This window comes from Variovorax sp. GW823-FHT02B07 (assembly GCF_058797695.1).
In genome coordinates this window covers 844882-866704 of sequence record NZ_JBXAJX010000001.1, presented here as the reverse complement: position 1 = coordinate 866704, position 21823 = coordinate 844882, and the positions used below count along the sequence as shown (strand labels likewise).

Annotated in this window: 11 protein-coding genes; 9 read left to right on the top strand and 2 right to left on the bottom strand. The window is 67.2% G+C overall.

Annotated elements, in window-relative coordinates; genetic code table 11:
- Positions 1-73 precede the first annotated feature (73 nt).
- On the top strand, positions 74-790 hold the full coding sequence (locus AC1RGU_RS04055) for a FadR/GntR family transcriptional regulator (protein WP_492694918.1): 717 nt from the start codon (positions 74-76) through the stop codon (positions 788-790).
- Positions 791-794: 4 nt separating this feature from the next.
- Here AC1RGU_RS04055 and AC1RGU_RS04050 read toward each other — a convergent pair whose 3' ends face one another.
- Both AC1RGU_RS04050 and AC1RGU_RS04045 read right to left on the bottom strand, forming a co-directional pair.
- Positions 795-1112 carry an antibiotic biosynthesis monooxygenase family protein gene (locus tag AC1RGU_RS04050; RefSeq protein ID WP_492694916.1) on the bottom strand — a complete coding sequence of 106 codons (318 nt, stop codon included), beginning with the start codon at positions 1110-1112 and terminating at the stop codon, positions 795-797.
- Positions 1109-2062: an alpha/beta fold hydrolase gene (locus AC1RGU_RS04045; RefSeq protein WP_492694914.1), complete on the bottom strand. Its 954-nt coding sequence runs from the start codon at positions 2060-2062 to the stop codon at positions 1109-1111. The genes AC1RGU_RS04050 and AC1RGU_RS04045 overlap by 4 nt, the downstream gene beginning before the upstream one ends.
- Positions 2063-2417: 355 nt before the next feature.
- Here AC1RGU_RS04045 and AC1RGU_RS04040 point away from each other — a divergent pair, with 355 nt between their 5' ends.
- From AC1RGU_RS04040 to AC1RGU_RS04005, 8 genes are all read left to right on the top strand, one after another.
- Positions 2418-3251, top strand: coding sequence for a DUF6502 family protein (locus tag AC1RGU_RS04040; protein WP_492694912.1), 834 nt, complete (start codon positions 2418-2420; stop codon positions 3249-3251).
- Positions 3248-4594: a DUF5666 domain-containing protein gene (locus AC1RGU_RS04035; RefSeq protein WP_492694910.1), complete on the top strand. Its 1347-nt coding sequence runs from the start codon at positions 3248-3250 to the stop codon at positions 4592-4594. Before AC1RGU_RS04040 ends, AC1RGU_RS04035 begins: the two co-directional genes overlap by 4 nt.
- A 377-nt stretch (positions 4595-4971) precedes the next feature.
- Entirely contained in the window at positions 4972-5442 is a 471-nt protein-coding gene (locus tag AC1RGU_RS04030) for a hypothetical protein (protein WP_062470870.1), read from the top strand.
- 377 nt (positions 5443-5819) lie between these two features.
- Positions 5820-7502, top strand: a complete 1683-nt coding sequence (locus AC1RGU_RS04025; RefSeq protein ID WP_492694907.1) for a sensor histidine kinase — start codon at positions 5820-5822, stop codon at positions 7500-7502.
- Positions 7503-7539: 37 nt separating this feature from the next.
- A complete protein-coding gene (locus AC1RGU_RS04020; protein ID WP_095950012.1) occupies positions 7540-8226 on the top strand; it encodes a response regulator in 687 nt (228 codons plus the stop codon).
- An 859-nt stretch (positions 8227-9085) separates the two neighbouring features.
- Positions 9086-9859 carry a LuxR C-terminal-related transcriptional regulator gene (locus AC1RGU_RS04015; protein ID WP_095744458.1) on the top strand — a complete coding sequence of 258 codons (774 nt, stop codon included), beginning with the start codon at positions 9086-9088 and terminating at the stop codon, positions 9857-9859.
- 14 nt (positions 9860-9873) lie between these two features.
- The gene (locus tag AC1RGU_RS04010; RefSeq protein WP_492694905.1) at positions 9874-10326 is read left to right on the top strand and encodes a hypothetical protein; all 453 of its coding nucleotides are present in this window, start codon (positions 9874-9876) and stop codon (positions 10324-10326) included.
- 496 nt (positions 10327-10822) lie between these two features.
- Positions 10823-21817: a peroxidase family protein gene (locus AC1RGU_RS04005; RefSeq protein WP_492694903.1), complete on the top strand. Its 10995-nt coding sequence runs from the start codon at positions 10823-10825 to the stop codon at positions 21815-21817.
- Positions 21818-21823 lie beyond the last annotated feature (6 nt).

Sequence of the window (21823 nt, the reverse complement as noted above, 5' to 3'; positions counted from 1 at the left end):
GGAAGGCCCGGGGTGCGGCCACAGTAAGATTTCCAGCTCCCGCCACTGCCGCACTTCGCACCGAAAACCGCCCATGCTCGCCTCCCCCGCCGTCGCCGCCACCGCCGCCCGCCTGATCCAGCAGCGGATCGCGGACGGCACCTATGCGGCCGGCGGGCTGCTGCCTTCGCAGCGCGACCTGGCTGAGCAGCTCGGCATCAGCCGCACCTCGCTGCGCGAGGCGCTGTCGACGCTGCAGGGCACGGGCCTGGTCATTCCGCGCCCCGGCAAGGGCATGTACGTGGCCGAGGACGGCGGACAACAGGCGCCGACCGCCTCCCCGGCCTGGAAGTTCGCCACCTCGCATTCGCTGCAGGACGTGTATCAACTGCGCTTCGCGGTCGAGAATTTCACCGCGCGGCTGGCCTGCCTGGTCATCGAAGCGGACGACCTGGCGGCGCTGCGCGCCAATGCGCAAGCCATGCGCGCATGCATCGACGCCGGCGACTTCACGCAGGCCACGCAGCTCGACTTCGATTTCCACATGCAGATCATCGGCATCGCCGGCAACCAGGCCATCGCCGAGATCCTGCGCAACAGCGCCGAGGTGATGCAGGAGAGCCAGCGCCTGCCCTTCTACAAGCGCGGCGCGCGCCATGCCACCTACGACGAGCACATGGCGATCATCGAAGCGCTCGCGCAAGGCAACCCGGCGCTGGCGCAGCAGGCGATGACGCAGCACATCGTGCAGGCCGCGCAGCGCGCGGGCGTGCACTTTCCGACGGGGCTCGAGGCAGGTTCGGCGGCCTGACGCTTCAGGTCCACGTGTCGACGACGATGCGCAGCACCTCGACGCGCTCGGGCAGCTCGATCAGGAACTCCGCATCGCGCGGCAGGTGATGCACCCCATTCGGGTCGCCGCCGGTGAACGCGCTCATCGCGGCCACGTCGGGCCAGTAGGAGGTCGTGACGAACTCGGTCTCGGTGGCGCGGTCTTCCCGGAACAACTGCACCGCGACCGCCGTCTTGCGCAACGGCGGAATGCCTTCAGCCAGCAGGTAGCGTTCGTAGGCATCGGCGCGATCGGGCGTGACGCGGCCGCGCCAGATGCGCGCGATGGTGGCGACGCTCATACCGGCACGCCTTCGATCGTCCGGGTGGATGCAGACGCCGGCACCGGCAGGTGCCGCCCCAGGAAATCGCGCAGCGGCGGCAGCACCTCGGCCAGGTGCGTCTCGAGCAGCCAGTGGCCCCCGTCGTCGAACGCGTGGAACTGGGCGTCGGGCAGGTCCCGCAGGTAGGCACGGCCGGCCTCGATCGGCATGTAGCCGTCCTGCGGCCCCCACAGGATCAGCGTGGGCGGGCGGTACGTGCGCAGGTAGTCCTGGTAGCGCGGGAACCACCGCAGGTTCTCCTTCAGCCCCTTCATGAGACCGAGCGCAATGCCACGCCGCGCGGGCGTGTCCATCAGCGGCCAGTGAAGGCGCCAGAGATCGGGTGCGAGCCGCGGGGCCACGCGCGACGACACCTCGCCGATGAACTCGTCGCGAAAGCCTTCTTCGCTCACGGCGCGCTCCAGCACCGCGAGATGGGCCTCGCTCGGGTCGTTCCAGTACGCCCGGATCGCCGCGTACTTCGGCCCCAGCGTGTCTTCGTAGATGTCGCCGTTCTGGATGATCAGCGCCGTCACCCGCCCGGCCCGCCGCATCGCATGGCGCAGGCCGATCTGCGAACCGTAGTCGTGCAGGTACAGCGCGTAGCGGCGCAGCGCGAGCGCGGCGGTGAAGCGGTCGAGGAAGTGCGCGTAGCCATCGAAATCGAACACGAAGTTCTCCTCGGGCGTGCCGCTGTAGCCGAAGCCCGGGAAATCGGGCGCCACCACGCGCCAGCGGTCCGCCAGCGCCGGCATCAGCGCGCGGTACTGGAACGAAGAACACGGATAGCCGTGCAGCAACAACAGCACCGGGGCACCCACCGGACCGGCCGCGCGATAGAAGACCTCGACGCCATCGATCTGCACCGTGCGGTGCGTGACGGCGGTCGTGCCGGCCGCGTCGTTCTTTCGGGGGTTCGCATTGGCCATCTCGGCTCCTTGAGACATGCAAAGAAACAGAGGTGTCTTTGTCGCCTCCGGCGCGGGGCCCGCATGTGGGAAAGGGCCGACCCTGGGTGTCGTCCAGGCCGCGCGCGCCCTGCGGCGGGCACGCTGCAGGGCGACATAGGCAACCTGGCCATCCCGTCGGCCGATCGGCCTTGGCAGCACCGGCCGGACGGTCGCCCCCGCGCCTGAACATGAAACTTTGGCTCACTGGCCGTCAAACCGCAGTCCAAAGCTTTCACTGCAGCGCGGTGCGCAGGACAATGGGGCGTTGATGGTGGTCGGGGCGCCGCCTCCGATCCTGTCGGCATCGCACTTTCAGGACTACACACGTCGCGTCATGGAACAACGGCTGGAATGGGCCCTCGCGGCCTGCTCACGCATCCTTCGACCCGTGGTGAAGCTCGCCCTCGCGATGGGGGTCAAGCACCCCCACCTGGAGGAGTTGCTGCGCGACCTGCTGATCGAGGAGGCGCAGCACTCCTGGCGCAGCCAGGGCGTTCCCAAGCCCAACCTGAGCCAGCTGTCCGTCACCACCGGCCTGAACCGCAAGGCCGTGACCGCCAAGGTCCGCTCCACCGTCGACCCCCTGCCCCACACCGAACTGTCGGCCGCGGCCAAGACCTTCACGCTGTGGCTGCAGATGCTGACCGAAGACGCTTCGTTCCGGCGCCTGCCCGTCACATCGGGCCACACGGCGCCCTCGTTCGAGGCGGTCGCCCGCCTGAGCAGCCGCGGTAACGTCCATCACCGCACCATCCTCGACGAGCTGATCCGGTTGAACATGGTGACCGAGAACGAAGGCATGGCCGAACTCACCGCCGACGGTTTCGTGCCCGTGCAGGACCTTCAATCGATGCTGGCCTTCCTGGGCGACAACGGCCGGGATCACCTGCTGGCGGCCGTCGCCAACACGCTCGGCGAGCAGCCCCGCATGCTCGAGCGCGCGGTGTACGCGCGCGGGCTGTCGCTGAACGATTGCGAACAGATCCACCGCCTGGTGCGCGACCGCTGGTCCACCCTGCACCACGAGCTCGCGCAGGAAATGGCACAGGCGGTCAGCCGCGCGCCGGCCCGCGCCAATGGACGAATCCGTGTCGGCATCTACACGTACTACGAGGACGAGGGCACGCCGCCCCCGCCCGCGTCCTCTGAAAGCGAGCGCCCCTCATGAGCACGATCCAAACACCCCGCCGCCTCCTGCTGGGCCTGTTCTGCGCCGGCCTCATGGCCCTGTTGATGTCCTGCGGAGGCGGCGGTGGTGCCTCGACCGGGAACCTGGGCCTGGGCACCGGCACCGCGATCGGCGGTGACAGCCCCGGCGGCGCGGGCACGGGCACAGGCGGGGATGGGACCGGGTCCGGCTCGGGCAACGCCGGCACGGGCGGCTCCGGCGACACCGCCAGCAACGGCAACACCGACGGCTCCGGTGTCGGCTCGGGCGGCACCGGCGTGACCGCGGACGCCGCCGGCATCGGCGCCGCGGACGGCCTGGGCAGCATCATCCTGAACGGCCTGCGCTACACCACGGACACGGCCACCATCACCGTCGAGGACGCCACCGAACTCCAGATCGGCATGAGCGCGCGGGTCGCCGGCAAGGTCGACCCCGACTTCACCCGCGGCATCGCGACGCAGGTCGTGTCGGCGGCCGAACTGCGCGGCGCCGTCTCGCGCATCGACGTGGGCGCCGGCAGCTTCGTCGTCATGGGCATCAACGTGACCATCGATGCGGCCACGGTCTGGGCCGACGCGAACGGGCTTGCCAACGTGGCCGACGGCAGCCTCGTCCAGGTGTGGGGCCTGCCCGGTGCGCCGGGCACGCTGCGCGCCACCCGCGTGCAGACGGCGCCCACGCTGACCGCCCCGCTGGTGACGGGCGCCATCCAGGGCCTCAACACGGCGAACCAGACCTTCATGCTCGGCCAGCTGACGGTCAGCTATGGCGGCGCCGCCTTCTCGGGCATCGACGCCTCGTCGCTGGCCAACGGGGTCATCGTGCGCGCCCGCGGCACGGCCGCGCCGGTCGGCAACGCGTTCACGGCGACCCAGGTGCAGGGGTGGTACGCGATACCGACGAGCAACGGCATCGCACTGCAACTGGCGGGGGACATCACCGATTTCGTCTCGCGCGGTGCCTTCAAGGTGCTGGGCACGCCGGTGGACGCCACCAACGCGCAGATCACGGGTGGCCCCGTCGGTTCGCTCGGCAACGGCGTGAAGGTCGAGGTCGACGGCTTCATGTCCGGCGGGGTGCTGGTCGTCAAGAAGCTGCGCATCCGCCATGTGCCCGGCACAGGCGGGCCGGCCTCGTTCACCCTCATCGGCGCCATCGGCGGCTACCAGTCTTCGGCCTATTTCCGGGTGCAGGGCCAGCCGGTGGACGCCAGCGGACCGGGTACCACCTTCGAGAACGGTACCGCCGCGAACCTGGCCAACGGCCAGCGCGTGACCGTCGTGGGAGACCGGGTGGTCGACGGCGTTCTCATCGCCCAGCGGGTGACATTCAACCCCTGACCTGAAGCGGCGGCGCAGCGCCCCGTCGTCCGGTTGCATCGCCCGCCCTTCTGGCGGCAGGCGAAGCCGGGCTTTCGCACACATCCAGCTCGATATCGCCGCATCGCGGCGGGCCTGCGCGCACGCGGGCCGGATAGCACCTTCGGCCATCTATCTCCAAACCCGTGGCGAAAGTACGAAAAAGGGACTAAAGTGAAAAAATCACATTTCTTACATTGGTGGCTTCCGTGTCTGTTCCCGCGAGTTCAGTGCGACCGTTGCTCCCCGTTGGCATCGCAGGCCCGCGCCTGACGGATGCCTCCCTGTGCGGGGCTGCGCATCGGGTGCCTGTTCGTCGCCGGACCAGCCGGCACCGCTGACATTGCGAGGAGTACCGCATGCCGCTCGTCCTTCTTCTTCGGCTCATGAACAAGCGTTTTCCGGTCATGCTCACGGCGGACGCGGACATCCGGCATGCCTCGGTGCTGGTCGCCACCGGACTCATCGAAGCCGAGTTCCATGTCGACAACTTCGGCTACCAGCGGTACGAAAGCGCCCAGGTCTTTGCCATCACGGACGAGGGGCACGCGGAGATCGCCACGCTCTGCGGCAACGGCGCCTCGGTGCATGAAGAACGCCCCCAATGGAGCGTGATGCCGCTCGATTACCTGCGCAGGATCGGCAACTCGACCTTTCCCCTGCACACCGAGGACCCGTCGGAGATCAACTCCGTGGCGGTTCTTGAAGCCGCCGGCATGGTGGAGGCCACCCTCCCCCCGATCTGCCGCGCACGGCAGAAGTTGCGCCAGGCCACCGTCCTGCGGGTCACGCCCCTGGGACGGACGGCGCTGGTGCCACGGCGGGGCTGAATCCGGGTTCGGGTCGAACGCCCGGCGTGCCAGCCCTGGCGCGCCGGGATGGGTGCGTCCGGCGCGCACGAACACCGCCCCTCGCGTTCCCTTTGCCCCACACCTCCATGAATCGGGTACCCGTTTGCCATGCGGCAGCCCCCGGCCCAGCGAAAGCGCCTCGTACAGCGATGAAAAAAGCCTGCCCACGACACAATTGAAACCAAGCGCAACAGACGTCACAGATCGCCCACAAGGTTCCTTTCGAGTACCAAAGAAGTAATGTGAAACCTTCACATACACCGCGTTATTGGCACTAAGAAATGAACGCCAGGCTGTTACCACCGAACGTCGGCCCCTGCCGTGCATGAAACAGTTCATGCGAAGGATGTCTTGCCATGCGCGCCCCCGTCTCCGCCCCGAGCCTCGACAGCAGCCTGTCGACGGATGCGCTCATGGCCGCCCGCATGCGGCTGGTGCTGTCGATCTCGGCGGTGCTGGCCATGGCGGTCGATGCGGGGCCCACGCGGCAACCGGTGGCCAGCGCGGTCTGGCTGGCCTTTTGCGGATACCTCCTGCACAGCGTGCTGGTGCACGCCTGCACGCAGGGGGGCTGGCGCCATGTCCAGGGCAAGGCGGTCCACTGGTCCGACGTGATGTGGTTCACGCTGATCGTCTTCGTGACGGGCGGCGTGCACAGCCTCTTCTTCCTGTTCTATTTCTTCGCCATCCTGACCTCCTCGTTCCGCTGGGGCTTCGAGGAAGGCGCCCGCGTGACGATCGTCTCGGTCGCGTCGTTCGCCGCCTGCGGGCTCGGCACGAGCACGGGCGACGACGCGCCGCAGCTGCTGATGCGCACGACCTTCCTGCTGGCGCTGGGGCACATGATCGTGCACTGGGGCGGCTCCAAGCTCATCCTGCAGCGGCGCCTGGCCCTGCTGGGTGACATCAGCCAGCTGTCGAACCCGCGCTTCGGCGCGGGCCGCACCATCGCCCGCACGATGGAAAAGACGCTGGCCTTCTTCAAGGCCAGCCATTGCATCCTCATGACGCGGGACACCGCCACCGGCAACTGGACGCTGCGCACGCTGCGCAAGGACGACACCTGCGAGCACGTCGGCGTCGAGACGCTCGGCGGCATCGCCGAGTCGCCGCTGATGGCGCTGGAGCATCCGCACACCGTGCTGAGCAACCGCCTGCCCTGGCCCCTGAACCACTTCTTTGCGCGCAGCCACATGCACGGCCCCGGCGCGATCGGCTGGCGCCCCGAGGGCCGCGACGGCGCCAAGCGCAGTGCCGCCGTGGCCGCCATGCTCGAGGCCCGCGCGTTCATCAGCGCCGCGCTGCCGCTGCGCCTGGGCGAGGGGCGCGTGTTCATCTCGTCGCGCAACGGCCACTTCAGCAAGTCCGACGCGCTGTTCCTCGCGCACCTCATGGAACAGATCTTCCCGGTCATCGAGACCATCGAAGTGCTCGACCGCATGGCCTCGGAAGCGGCCGCGACCGAGCGCCTGAAGATCTCGCTGGACCTGCACGACACCGCCGTGCAGCCCTACATCGGGCTGCGCATGGGCCTGTGTGCCCTGCGCAAGAAGGCCGCCGCGGACAACCCGCTGCTCGAGGACCTGGACAAGCTCGCCGAGGTAGCGAGCGGCGTGATCGCCGACCTGCGGCGCTTCGCGGGCGCGGTCAAGGCCGGCCCGGAAAGTTCGTGCGGCCTCGTGCTGCACCAGCTGTACAGCCAGGCCGCCCGCATCCAGGGGCTCTACGGCATCGAGATTTCGGTGAACGTCGAAGGCCACGTGCGTCTTGACGACCGCATGACCGCGGAGGTCCTGCAGATGGTGGGCGAAGGCCTGAACAACATCTGCAAGCACACGCAGGCCCGCCGCGGCAGCGTGCGCATCGGCTGCCGCAATGGCTGCCTGCACCTGCGCATCGAGAACGAAGGCGGCGAAGAGAACTTCGCGCCCTTCCGGCCACGCTCCCTCAGCGACCGCGCAGCGGCGCTCGGAGGCCGCGCGCAGGTCAGCCGGTGCCGGGGCGGCGGCACCGAGGTGCTGATCGAAATCCCCATCTGAGCCCCCAAAAGCACGACAACAGTCCGAGGAGCCCCTCATGCAAACCGAAGCCCATCCCATCGGCGTCCTGCTGGTGGACGATCACCAGACCATGCTGTGGGGCCTGTCCCGGCTGATCGACGGCGAACAGCCGCGCATGAAGGTCGTCGCCACCGCCAGCTGCTGCGAAGAAGCCGTGGCGCACACGCAGAGCCTGGCCCCCGACGTCATCGTGCTCGACCTCGACCTGGACGGCCATTGCGCCCTGGACATCCTGCCGCAGCTGCTGTCGAACGAGGTCTCGCGCGTCGTTGTGCTGACCGGCGAACGCGAGCAGCGCACGCTGGACCTCGCGGTGCTGCGCGGCGCGCGCGGCGTGATGCGCAAGGACGCCTCGGCCGAGCAGGTGCTCGATGCCATCGAACGCGTGCACCACGGCGAGCTCTGCGTCGACGCCCCGACCATGGGCCGCGTGCTCTCGGAACTCACCTCGGTGAAGAAGCCGCCGAAAGCCGACCCCGAGTCCGTCAGGCAGGCCAGCCTGACCCAGAAGGAGCGCGACATCGTCCGCACCGTGGTGCACGGCAGCGGCGCCTCCAACAAGACGCTGGCCGGGCAGGCCTTCGTCACCGAACACACGCTGCGCAACCACCTCACGTCGATCTACCAGAAGCTCGGCGTAACGAACCGGCTCGAGCTGTACATCTACGCCGTCAAGCACCACCTCGACGCCATGGCGCACTGACAGCGCCCTGCCCGCCCCCGTCCTTCGGGACGCCCACTGCGGGCCGCTCAGCGTCGGCATGCCCCTCCGGGACCCGCCATTTCCCCGCTTTTCCGATCCCCGCCTGCTGCGATCAGCTGGCGTGCGGGAGCGCACCGCACTGGCAGAGGAGGAAAAGATCCGGCACCGTATTTCGTGCCACCTCAAAGAAACTGAATTTCAATTGAATTGAAAAATCATGATCAAGCGAGAGAATAAATTCCAAAAATAAAAATCGAATAGCAGACAGCTTGGTTAATAGAAGATTTCATTCAATTCAAATATCATCGGAATTTCAATAATCAAATTATTTCCTCGGTTTCAATTGGTTTTTTGACTATTTTATTTCACCAAGCACCAAATACCCAATCAGAAATGAATTTCATATTTGATTAATTTCATTATTTTCAAAATTTCCTCGCATAAATAAACCAATTTCACTTCTCAACCAGCATTGCTCACTTGGCAAACAATGCGTCGTTTTTCACGATCCGCCTGAAAAACATAGAAATTAGGTATATCGAACGTCATGGTTCAGGTAGTTCCATTTTGAAACACTCATGTCTTTCCACAAACAGGAGCAAAAGACCCGCGCAACCGTCCCGTCAAGTTCATAGGATTGCGCAAGCCTCGGGCCGAATTGAATTTCAATTAAAACTCACAGAAAACATTCAATTCGGCACTTGCCTTTCATTTTTCTCTTGAAAATGTATGAAACCCCAAACTGCTTTGCCGCCGATGGGGAAAGTGGCCCCGGAGCGCTCGACGGACGACCTTTGCGTCTCCCCGCCCACGCTCGCAACGACCGGCCTGCGTCGCTCACGCCAACCGGGGCAGGCACATGCTTGATCACAGGCTCATCAGCTCTGGCGAGAAGGCCTCCGTCGGCGTCTGCGCGCCCGCCGCGAGGCTGTGGCCGGACTTCCTGATCGGCCAGGAAAAATCGCCGGTGCGCGTGCTGCTCGTCGACGACGACGAGTACATGCGCCGGGTGATCGCCCAGGAGTTGCTGTCGGACCTGCGCATCCAGCTCGAAGGCCAGGCCGACAGCGTTCGCGAGGGACGCCGGCTGCTGACCACGCACACCTTCGACGTGCTGATGCTCGAGCTGCAGCTGGGCGACGAGATGGGTTTCGAGCTGATCACCGAGGCACGCCGCCTGCACCGCAGCAGCGAGGTCATCGTGATCTCTTCGCTCGAGGACGACGCCCACGTGCTGCGCGCCTTCGAACTGGGTGCCATGGGGTACCTCCTGAAGAACGCCTGGTTGCAGAGCTTTGCCGATGCCGTGCTGCACGTGGTGAACGGCGGGGCCGCGATCACGCCCCGACTCACGCGGCGCCTGCTGCACCGCCTGGACTACCACCCCCGCGAGCCCGTCGCCGACAAGGCGCCATCGCCGCCGAGGCCGCCGTCGCGCGACATGACACTGACGCCGCGAGAGAGCGAGGTCCTGCGTTGCGTGGCCTCGGGTTACGTCTCCGCGGAGATCGGCGCCAAGCTCGGCATCACGGGCCAGACCGTCAATGTGCACATCAAGAGCATCTACAAGAAGCTGCATGTGCATTCGCGCGCCCAGGCGGTGAACTTCGCCGTTCACACGGGCCTGATCTGAAGGGCAGCGACCCCATGACTTCGATCGATTGCCCCTTCGCCGCCGGATCGTGCCCTCGCCGCGCGCTCAACAAGCGGCCCTTCGTCCAGGCCATGCTTGTCGCGACCTGGGCCACGCAGGTCATGTGCGCCGACCTGGCGATCGCGACCGAAGCGACGTCGGCCGCCGTTGCTGCGCACGAGAACCCGGATGGCGGCGTTGCGGACGGCGAAGTCGCAAACGAAGCGGCCGTGGCGACGGCCTCTCCCGACGATCCGGCGGCCACCACAGGAAGCGGCGACCCGGAGCGTCCCGGCTCCGCCGTCTACAGCCCCTTCGCGAGCCCGCCACACGGCAATGAACGCCCTCCCGCTTTCGCTGCGGCGTCCCAAAAAAGCAATGGCGGCCATGCGGAAATGGCGCTGATCGCCCTGATTTCGGCCGGTGTCGCCGCGGTCGCTGTTTTTTTTTGGCTCTGGCGCGCGTAGTCAGGTTCTCGTCAGTTAATTTGTATGTGAGAAAGTTGCATTCCTGAAGATGGCCTCTCATAATTAGCACCTTCGTTTTCGAAGACAACCAATCGACCACCGGTTGCCGTCCGCTTACAAGCGGCAACGACTTTCGGCGCGCCGACCTAGATTCTTTTTGACAGGATCCATGGTGGGGGTATCGCATGAACAAGTGTCGAATCAAGGTCCGCATGAAATGCGGGCTTCATCTCCATGCCGGCATCGCGCCTGACCGGCATCGCGCAATGGATATTTGCTGCACCGCCCCGCTGCGGTGCCTGAGCGGCCGACGACGACCCTAGCCGCTCCCCAGGCGTGACCGCCACCGGGTCACGCGCTGCATCACTTCCTCGAAAAACCCGCGGCTGGCAATTCCAGGCGCGCGGTCACTCCTGAGCCACGCTACATGAGCCTTTTCGCCATGTAGGCGGGACCGGGGCTGCATTGAAAGTCGTTCGTCTTGAGGAGAATAGAAATGGCCACGCTGATCAGGTCCGATCTCGAATTCATTCTTCAACAAATTCTCATTGCGGAAGCACAAGCAGCGGGAGCAGACCCCGCCAGCCTGGTCCCGAACGCCTTTGCGCCCTTCGGCCTCCGGACGGTCGACGGGTCCTACAACAACCTGATGCCGGGCCAGAGCGACTACGGCTCCGCAGACAACCCGTTCCCGCAGCTGGTGCCGCAGACCTACAGCAACGAGCAGGACGACGCCTTCGCAGGGATCACCAACACGGACTACGGCAGCGCCGGGAACGTGGTCGATGCCGACCCGCGGCTGATCAGCAACCTGGTCGCCGACATGACCAGCAACAACCCCGCGGCGGTGAGCGCCTTCGTGGCCGCGGGCCTCGGAACGCTCGACGCAGCCGGCGTCCTGTACGACCTCCAGGGCGTCGTCATTCCCCCCGGCACGCTGCTGGAGATTCCGAACACCAGCCCCGACGAAGGCCTCTCGGCGCCCTTCAATTCATGGTTCACCTTCTTCGGCCAGTTCTTCGACCACGGACTCGACCTGGTCAACAAGAGCAGCACCGAGATGATCTTCATGCCGCTGCAGCCGGACGATCCGCTGTTCAGTACGGCCCCCGGCGCCCCGAATTTCATGATCCTTTCGCGCGCCACACGCGACGCGAACGGCGACCAGACCAACCAGACGACGCCCTTCGTCGACCAGAACCAGACCTACACCTCGCATCCCTCGCACCAGGTGTTCCTGCGCGAGTACGTGCTCGACGCCAACGGCCGTCCGGTGGCCACGGGCAGCCTGCTCGATGGCGCCGACGGCGGCCTTGCCAACTGGGCCCAGGTCAAGGCGCAGGCGCTGATGCTCGGCATCCAGCTCGACGACGCCGACGTGCTGGACCTGCCCCTCCTGGCGACGGACCAGTTCGGCAAGTTCATCCCCGATCCCGTGACCGGCTTCGCGCAGATCGTGCTGCGAGCCGCCGACGTCGGCGGGCCGCTGGACCCGGACGGCAACGGGCTCGCCTCGGGCACGCCCGGCGCGCCCCTCGACGCCAGCGTGGGCGTTCGCACCGGCCATGCCTTCCTGAACGACATCGCGCATGCCGCGGCGCCCGTGTTCGTGGGCGGCGTGCTGGCGCCCGACAGCGACTCGGCCGTCGGCCTCTCGGAACCCGGCACCTATGACAACGAGCTGCTGGACCGTCACTTCATCACCGGCGACGGCCGCGGCAACGAGAACATCGCCCTGACCTCCGTCCACCACGTCTTCCACTCCGAGCACAACCGGCAGGCCGAAGAGATCAAGGCCACCGTCCTGGCCACGGGCGACGCTGCGTTCATCGCCTCATGGCAGCTGCCCGACGGCTCATGGAACGGCGAGCGCATCTTCCAGGCCGCGCGCTTCGCGACGGAGATGCAGTACCAGCACCTGGTGTTCGAAGAGTTCGCGCGCAAGATGCAGCCGGCCGTCGACGAGTTCCTGGCCGAAACCAACTACCAGACGACGATCAACCCGGCGATCGTCGCCGAGTTCGCACACGCGGTCTTCCGCGTCGGGCACACGATGCTGACCGAGACCGTGGACCGGCTGGACCCCAATTTCCTGTCGAGCGATCTCGCGCTGGTCGATGCCTTCCTCAACCCGATCGGGTTCAACAACGACGGCGCACTGACACCGGAGCAGGCGGCCGGCGCCATCGTGCGCGGCATGACCCGGCAGGTGGGCAACGAGATCGACGAGTTCGTCACCGACGCGGTGCGCAACCAGCTCCTGGGCCTGCCGCTGGACCTCGCCGCCATCAACATCGCGCGCGGCCGGGACACCGGCATTCCCACGCTCAACGAAGCGCGCCGGGAGTTCTACACCTCGACCGCGGACCCGCAGCTCAAGCCCTATACGAGCTGGGTCGACCTCACGCAGCACCTCAAGCACGAGGCCTCCGTCATCAACTTCATTGCGGCGTACGGCACGCATGGTGCGCTGACCGCCGCGGACGTCGACACGATGGCCGAGAAGCGGGCCGTGGCGGCCGCACTCGTCTTCGGCGGCACCGTGGTTCTCAACGCCGGCACGGCCGCGGAGCGCAGCTTCGTTGCAGACGACGCAGACAGGCTCGCCTTCCTGAACAGCACGGGCATCTACGCGATGGTCGGCGGTGTCACCACCACGGGCGTGGACGACATCGACCTGTGGATCGGCGGCCTGGCCGAAGAGCAGATGCCCTTCGGCGGCCTGCTGGGCTCGACCTTCAACTTCGTCTTCGAGTCGCAGATGGAGGCGCTGCAGAACGGCGACCGCTTCTACTACCTCTCCCGCCTGGCCGGCCTCAACTTCCTCACCGAGCTGGAGAACAACACCTTCGCCAAGCTGGTGATGCTCAACACCGACGCCACGCACCTGCCGGCCGACATCTTCTCGACCCCGGGCCTGATCCTCGAAGTCGACCCGCTGCGCCAGTTCACCGGCATCGGCGTGGACGGCCACGGCGACCCGACCGAGGGCGGCACCGAACTCACCCCGCTGGTGATCCGTGACGATCCCACGACCGCGGCCGTGGAGACCACCTACCTGCGCTACACGGGCGACGAACACGTGGTGCTCGGCGGCACCGCCGGCAACGACACCCTGATCGCCAGCATCGGCGACGACACCATCTACGGCGACGGCGGCAACGACCGCATCGAGTCCGGCGACGGCAACGACCAGGTCGAGGGCGGCGCGGGCGACGACATCATCACGGACCGCGGCGGCGACGACGTTCTCAAGGGCAACGAGGGCAACGACGTCATCCACGGCGGCAACGGCGCGAACCTCATCATCGGCGGGGACGGCAGCGACTTCATCATCACCGGCGAGGACGTTTCCGAAGTCTTTGCCGGCCAGGGCAACGACTTCGTCCTGGGCAGCAAGGGCAACCTGCCGACATTCGGCAACGAGGGCCACGACTGGATCGAGCTGGGAACCCAGGACGGCACCACGGGCGACAGCTTCGACCCGCTCGTGCAAGACAGCGTCATCGGCAACGACGTCCTGATCTCCGGCGGCGGTTTCGACGAGCTGATCGGTGAAGGCGGTGACGACATCTTCACCGGCTCCGACGGCGAAGACCACTTCGACGGCGGCTCCGGTTTCGACTGGGCCAGCTACAAGTTCGACAAGTACGGCGTGACCGCCGACATGATCGTCAACGACTTCGTGGTGCCCCCGGTGGTCAACTCGAACGCCGCGATGATGGACCGCTTCGCCTTCACCGAAGGCCTGTCGGGATCGGCTTTCGCCGACTTCCTGCGCGGCGACGACGCCGACGCCGTCGAGATCCTGCAGGCCGGCTGGACCGGCAGCGTGCTCACCAACATCGCGCTGATCGACGGCCTGCAAGGCCTGCTGCCCGCGGGCATGACCTCGTTCGGCGAAGGCAACATCATCCTGGGCGGCGACGGCAGCGACCTCATCGAGGGCCGCGGCGGCAACGACATCATCGACGGCGACGCCTGGCTCAACGTGCGCATCGCCGTCTCGGGCGTGCCCGGCCTCACCAGCGTCGACAGCCTGAAGGAACTGGTGCCGCGCATGCTCTCGGGCGAGATCAACCCGGGCCAGCTCAGCATCGTGCGCGAGATCCTGATGTCCGACAGCGCCGACTACGACACTGCGATGTTCTCCGGGCTGCGCGCCAACTACACCGTCACCACCGGCGCCGATGGCCGCACCACCGTCACCGACAACGTCGGCACGGACGGCACCGACATCCTGCGCAACATCGAGCGGCTGCAGTTCTCCGACACCGTCCAGCTGCTGTCCGGCAGCAACAACGCACCGGGCGGCTCGGTCACGATCAGCGACGACACGCCGCAGATCAACCAGCTCCTGAGCGTGTCGGCCGCCCTCACCGATGCAGACAATCCTGGCGGCACGGTCACCGGGCCGATCAGCTACACGTGGCAGTACGAGGCAGACCCGGTGCGCGCGCCGGGCGTGTTCCGCGACATCATCGACCTGGGCGGCGGCCAGCCCGCCACGGTGAACGGCACGACCTTCCGGGTCACCGCGCCCTTCGACGGCCTGGCCATCCGGGTGCGGGCCGTCTACCGCGATGCCGACGGCGTGCTGGAAACCGTGTACTCCACGCCCACCGCGGCGGTCACCGGCGTGGCGGCCGTCGTGCCGCCGGCGCCGGCGCCCTCCTCCGCGCTGGTCGACAGCGCGGGCGTGCGCTTCCTGCAGTCCGACCTGCAGTTCATCCTGGAGCAGATCAAGATCTCGGAGCGGCATGCGAGCGGCGAGGCGCTGACCGACATCCTGGACAACGCGCGCGCACCGCTGGGCCTGCGCACGGTGGACGGCTCCTACAACAACCTGGTGCAGGGCCAGTCCGGCTTTGGCGCCGCGGACCAGGTGTTCCCGCGTCTGGTCGATCCGGTGTTCCGCAACGACCAGGACGGTGACAGCATCAACCTCGGCCCGGGGGGCACGCTCACCAACACGGACTACGGCCCCAGCGGCAATGTGGTGGACGCCGACCCGCGCATCATCAGCAACCTGATCGTCGACATGACGAGCAACAACCCGGCGGCGGTGAGCGCATTCGTCGACGCGGGCCTGGGCACGCTGGTGGACGGTGTCCTGTACGACCTGGACGGCGTGGCGATTCCCGTCGGCACCCTGCTGGTCATTCCGAACACCGCGCCAGACGAGGGCCTGTCGGCGCCGTTCAACGCCTTCATGACCTTCTTCGGCCAGTTCTTCGACCACGGCCTGGACCTCGTGGCCAAGGGCGGCAACGGCACCATCTTCGTCCCGCTGCAGCCCGACGATCCGCTCTATGTGTCGGGCAGCAACAGCAACTTCCTGGTGCTGACGCGCGCCACCCAGGTTGCAGGACCCGGCGCCGACGGCGTCATGGGCACCGCGGACGACACCACGCACGAGGCCACGAACCTCACGACGCCGTTCATCGACCAGAACCAGACCTACACGTCGCACCCCTCGCACCAAGTCTTCCTGCGCGCCTATGAGCTCAACGCCGACGGCAAGCCGGTCGCCACCGGGCGGCTGATCACCAACCGCGACCTCGGTGCCGACGGCATCTTCGGCACCGGCGACGACATCGAACTCGGCGGCATGGCCACCTGGGCGGTGGTCAAGGCGCAGGCGCGCGACCTGCTGGGCATCGCGCTGGACAATGCCGACGCGCTCAACCTGCCGCTGCTGGCGGCCGACGAGTACGGCAACTTCATTCCCGACCCGGTGACCGGCTTCGCGCAGATCGTGCTGCAGGCCGGCGGCACGCTGGCCTCGGGCTCGCCGGGCGCACCGATCGATGCAAGCCTGGCCGTGCGCACGGGCCACGTGTTCCTGGCCGACATCGCCCACACCGCCAACCCGGTGAACAGCCAGGGCGTCGCGTTGACGGCCGATGCCGACGACCAGATCGGCGGCACGCCGGCCGCGGGCTTCTACGACGACGAACTGCTCGATGCGCACTACATCGCCGGCGACGGCCGGGTCAACGAGAACATCGCGCTGACCAGCATTCACCATGTGTTCCACGCCGAGCACAACCGGCTGGTCGAACACACCAAGGCGGTGATCATGGCGTCGGGCGACGCGGCCTTCATTGCCGAATGGCACCTGCCCGATGGCTCGTGGGACGGCGAGCGCCTGTTCCAGGCGGCCCGCTTCGGCACCGAGATGCAGTACCAGCACCTGGTGTTCGAGGAGTTCGCGCGCAAGGTGCAGCCGCAGATCGACATCTTCTTTGCCGCCACCCAGGTCTACGACACCGAGATCGATCCATCGATCGTCGCCGAGTTCGCCCACACCGTGTACCGCTTCGGCCACTCTATGCTGACGGAGACGGTGGACCGCTTCGACGCCGACTTCAACGTGATCGGCGGCACGGCCGACCCCACGCAGCAGCTCGGGCTGATCGAGGCCTTCCTCAATCCGCTCGCGTTCGCAGCCAGCGGCATCACGGCGGATGAAGCGGCCGGCGCGCTCGCGCGCGGCCTCACGCGGCAACAGGGCAACGAGATCGACGAGTTCGTGACCGAGGCCCTGCGCAACAACCTGCTCGGCCTGCCGCTCGACCTGGCGACGATCAACATCGTGCGCGGGCGCGACACCGGCGTGCCGACACTCAACGCCGCGCGGCGCGACTTCTACAGCGTGACCGGTGACAGCCAGCTCAAGCCCTACGCGAACTGGGTCGACTTCATGCAGCACATCAAGCATGAGGCCTCGGTGGTCAACTTCATTGCGGCCTACGGCGTGCACGCCAGCCTGGCCGCCGCCGACACCCTGATCGAGAAGCGCGCGGCGGCGGTGGCGCTGGTCTACGGCGGCATCGGTGCGCCGGAGGACCGGCTCGACTTCCTGTACGGACGCAATGCCTACGCGGACGAGGCCGGCATCACGACCACCGGCGTCGACGACATCGACCTGTGGATCGGCGGCCTGGCCGAAAAGCAGATGCCGTTCGGCGGCCTGCTGGGCTCGACCTTCAATTTCGTCTTCGAGGAGCAGATGGAGAAGCTGCAGGACGGCGACCGCTTCTACTACCTGGAGCGCACGCAGGGCCTGAACTTCCTCACCGAGCTGGAGAACAACTCCTTCGCCCGGCTGGTGATGGCCAACACCGATGTCGAGCACCTGCCTGGCGACATCTTCACGACGCCGGGGTTCACGCTGGAGGTGGACCCGTCCCGGCAGTTCACGGGCCTGGGGCTCGACGGGCGCGACGATCCGACGGCCGAAGGCAGCCTGACGCCACTGGTGCTGCGCAACAACCCCGGCACCGAAGCGGCCGATCCGAACTACCTGCAGTACAGCGGTGAGGACCACGTCGTTCTGGGCGGTACCGCAGGCAACGACACCATCATTTCCAGCATCGGCGACGACACGCTCTGGGGCGACGCCGGCAATGACCGGCTCGAAGGCGGGGACGGCAACGACTTCGTCTTCGGCGGGGCCGGCGACGACATCATGACGGACCTGGGTGGCGACGACAACATGCAGGGCGGCGACGGCAACGACGCCATCCACGGCGGCAACGGCATCAACCTGATCCTGGGCGGCCACGGCAACGACTTCATCGTCACCGGCGAAGACCCGTCCGAGGCGTTCGGCGGTACGGGCAACGACTTCATCCTCGGCGCCCGCGGCAACGAGTTCGTGTTCGGCAACGAAGGCGACGACTGGATCGAGAAAGGCATGGCCGACGGCAGCGCCGGCGAGAACTTCGACGCCTTCGCCCGCGACCAGGTGGTGGGCCACGACGTCTTCATCGGCAACTCGATCTCCGACCGGATGGACGGCGAAGGCGGCGACGACATCATGTTCGGCAACGGCGGCCAGGTGGACCGCTACGAAGGCGGCTCCGGCTTCGACTGGGCCGGGTTCAAGGACGATGCCTTCGGCGTCACGGCCGACCTGTTCCTTCGTGCCTTCGACGAAACGCCCGTGCCGATCTCGAACGCGACCGTGCTGGCGCGGTTCACTTCGGTCGAGGGCATGTCGGGCTCGGCGCACGCCGACGTCCTGCGCGGCGACGACAACGATGCGGCCGCGATGGCGCTGTCGGGCACCACGGGCAGCGTGCTGACCCACATCGAACTCATCGACGGCCTGCAGGGGCTCCTGGACCAGGTGCTCGGTGTCGGCATGGAGATGGACGGACCGGTGACTTCGTTCGCCGGCAACATCATCCTGGGCGGCGGCGGCAGCGACCTGCTGGAGGGCCGCGGCGGCAACGACATCATCGACGGCGATGCCTGGCTGAACGTGCGCATCAGCGTGCGGGAGAACGCCGACGGAACGGGCGCCGAGATCGCGAGCTATGACACCATGACCGACCTCGAGCTGCAGGGGCGCGTCTTCGACGGCACCTACAACCCGGGTCAACTCACCATTGCCCGCGAGATCCTGATGTCGGATGCGCCGGACTTCGACACGGCCGTCTTCTCGGACGTCTTCGGCAACTACGAGATCACCTTCCTCGAAAACGATGTCTGGCGCATCAGCCATGTCGTGGACGGCGTGGCTGGCGCCGACGGCATCGACGTGGTGCGCAACATCGAGCGCCTGCAGTTCTCCGATGGCGCGGCGTTCATTGCGGAAGAAGGCTTCAACCTCGATCCCGAAGGCCAGCTGACCCTCAGCGACACCACGCCCACCCTGGGCGCGACCCTCACCGTGTCGGCCCTGGGCGTGACCGATCCGGACAACGTCAGCGCGACCAACCCCGACGGTGCGATCACCGGCCCCATCGCCTACTTCTGGCAGGCCGAGGTCCGCCCCGGCATCTTCGAAGACATCCTGATCGAGAACGCCGGCGGCGAAGTGGCGCGGGCCACGGGCACGAGCTTCACGCCGCGGACCTTCGAGCTCGGCCTGGCGCTGCGCGTGCGGGCGGTCTACAAGGATGCCAACGACGTGCTGGAGAACGTGTACTCCGCCACGACCGCGCCGCTGGCCCTCAACGCCGCGGCCACCGGGCAGCCGACGATCAGCGACACCACGCCGACCGAAGGCCAGCTGCTGACGGCATCGACCCTCGGCATCAGCGACGTGGACGGGCTGACGGGCGCCGTCTTCAGCTACCAGTGGGAACAGGCCGTCAACACGGGCGTCGGCGGCGGCGGCGCCGGGTTCACGCCCATCGCGGGCGCCACCCTGGCGACCTTCACGCCGGGCGCCGACCAGGTCAACCGCGAACTGCGCCTGACGGTGAGCTTCACGGACGATGCGGGCGCGCTCGAGACAGTGCGCTCCGCGGCCACCGTGGTCACGGGCGACTTCATCGCGGCCAACAACGCCGCCCAGGTCCTCACGGGCACTGAAGGCCAGGACGTGATCTTCGGCGGCGGCGGCGCGGACGCCATCAACGGCCTCGGCCAGGACGACCTCATCGACGGCGGCGCGGGCAGCGACAGCATCGCCGGCGGCGCCGGCAACGACACCATCAACTACACGATGGGCGAAGGCACGGACACCGTCGACGGCGGCGCGGGGCTGGACACCCTGAACGTCATCGGAACGGCGGCGGCCGACGCGCTCGCGGTGAGCTACAACGGCACCGCGCTCACGGTGGTGGCCGGCGGCACGGTGAGCAATGTCGAATCGGTCACGGCCGACCTGCTGGCCGGCGTGGACACGCTGACCTACACCAGCGCCGCGGCCATCTCGGTGAACCTCACGGCCGGAACGGCCTCGGGCTTCACCTCGATCGCCGGCATCGAGAACGTGACGACAGGCGATGGCGCCGACGTGCTCGTGGGCAATGCGCTGGCCAACGTGCTCAACGGCGGCGGCGGCAACGACCGCTTCGTCGCGACGGTGAACGACGGCAACGACAGCTACACCGGCGGCGGCGGCACCGATACGCTGGACCTGTCCGCGGTTTCCGCGGGCGTGACGATCACCCCGACGACCGCCACGGGCGCGCAGACGGGCACCGATGCGCTCTCTGCCATCGAGAACTTCATCGGCAGCCAGGGCGCTGACAGCATCGTCGTCAATGGCGGCGCGAACGTGATCGACGGCCAGGGCGGCAACGACGTCATCGACGCCGGCGGCGGCAACGACACCGTGACGGGTGGCGAGGGCAACGACACGCTCACCGGCGGCGCCGGCAACGACACGGTCGACGGCGGCGCGGGAGACGACCTCTTCCACTACCTCGTCGGCGACGGCGCCGACACGATCAACGGCGGCGCGGGTGCCAACGACCGGCTGAACATCGCCGGCACGGCGCTGGGCCAGACGCTCGCGGTGGTGCTGACGGGAACGGCGATCGCGTCCCTGGCGGGCGGCACCGTCACCGGCATCGAGGCGGTCACGGCCGACCTCCAGGGCGGCGTCGACACCCTGAGCTACGGTGCCACGACCACGGCCGTCACGGTGAACCTGGCCACCGGCACGGCCACGGGCTTCGAATCGGTGGCGAACATCGAGAACGTGACCGGTGGCGCCGGCAACGACACGCTGACCGGCAACACCGGTACCAACGCACTGAACGGCGGCGGCGGCGACGACCGCTTCGTCGCGACGATCGGCGACGGCAACGACAGCTATGTCGGCGGGGCCGGCGTGGACACCTACGACCTGTCGGCCACCACGGCCGGCGCGACGGTGACGGTCAACCTCGCGACCAGCGCGCAGATCGGCACCGACACGCTCAACACGATGGAGAACATCATCGGCAGCCAGGGCAACGACATCATCGTCGTCAATGGCGGCGCGAACTTCATCGACGGCCAGGGCGGCAACGACACCATCAGTGCCGGTGCCGGCGACGACATCGTGCTGGGTGGCTCGGGCAACGACACCATCAACGGCCAGGCGGGCGACGACAGGCTCACCGGCGGGCTGGACAGCGACACGGTGGACGGCGATGCGGGCGCAGACACCTTCATCGCCACGGTGGGCGACGGCAACGACAGCTACGCCGGCGGCATCGGCAACGACACCTACGACCTGTCCGCCACCTCGGCCGGTGCCACGGTCACGCCGACCTCCGCCACCAGCGCCGAGATCGGCACCGACACGCTGAGCTCGGTGGAGAACGTGATCGGCAGCCAGGGCAACGACAACATCAGCTTCGCGCCCGTGGCTCTCCTGAATGCCGCGAACGTGGTGGATGGCGGTGGCGGCAACGACACCCTCAGCACCGGGGCGGGCGCGGACCGGCTGACCGGCGGCACGGGCAACGACACCATGGACGGTGGAACGGGAGACGACGTCTTCGTGTTCGCGCCGGGGTTCGGCAACGACACGATCCTCGGCTTCGATGCCAGCGGGAACCTGCTCAACGGGCAGGACCGGCTGAACATCTCCGCGATGGGGATCAACGCCGGCAACTTTGCCGCCAACGTGTCCATCACCGACCTGGGCGCCGACACGCTGGTCGAGTTCGACGGCCTGGAAAGCATCCTGCTGATGGGCGTGAACGGGGTGGGAACGAACACCATCACGCAGGCCGATTTCGTGCTGTCGACATGAGCACCG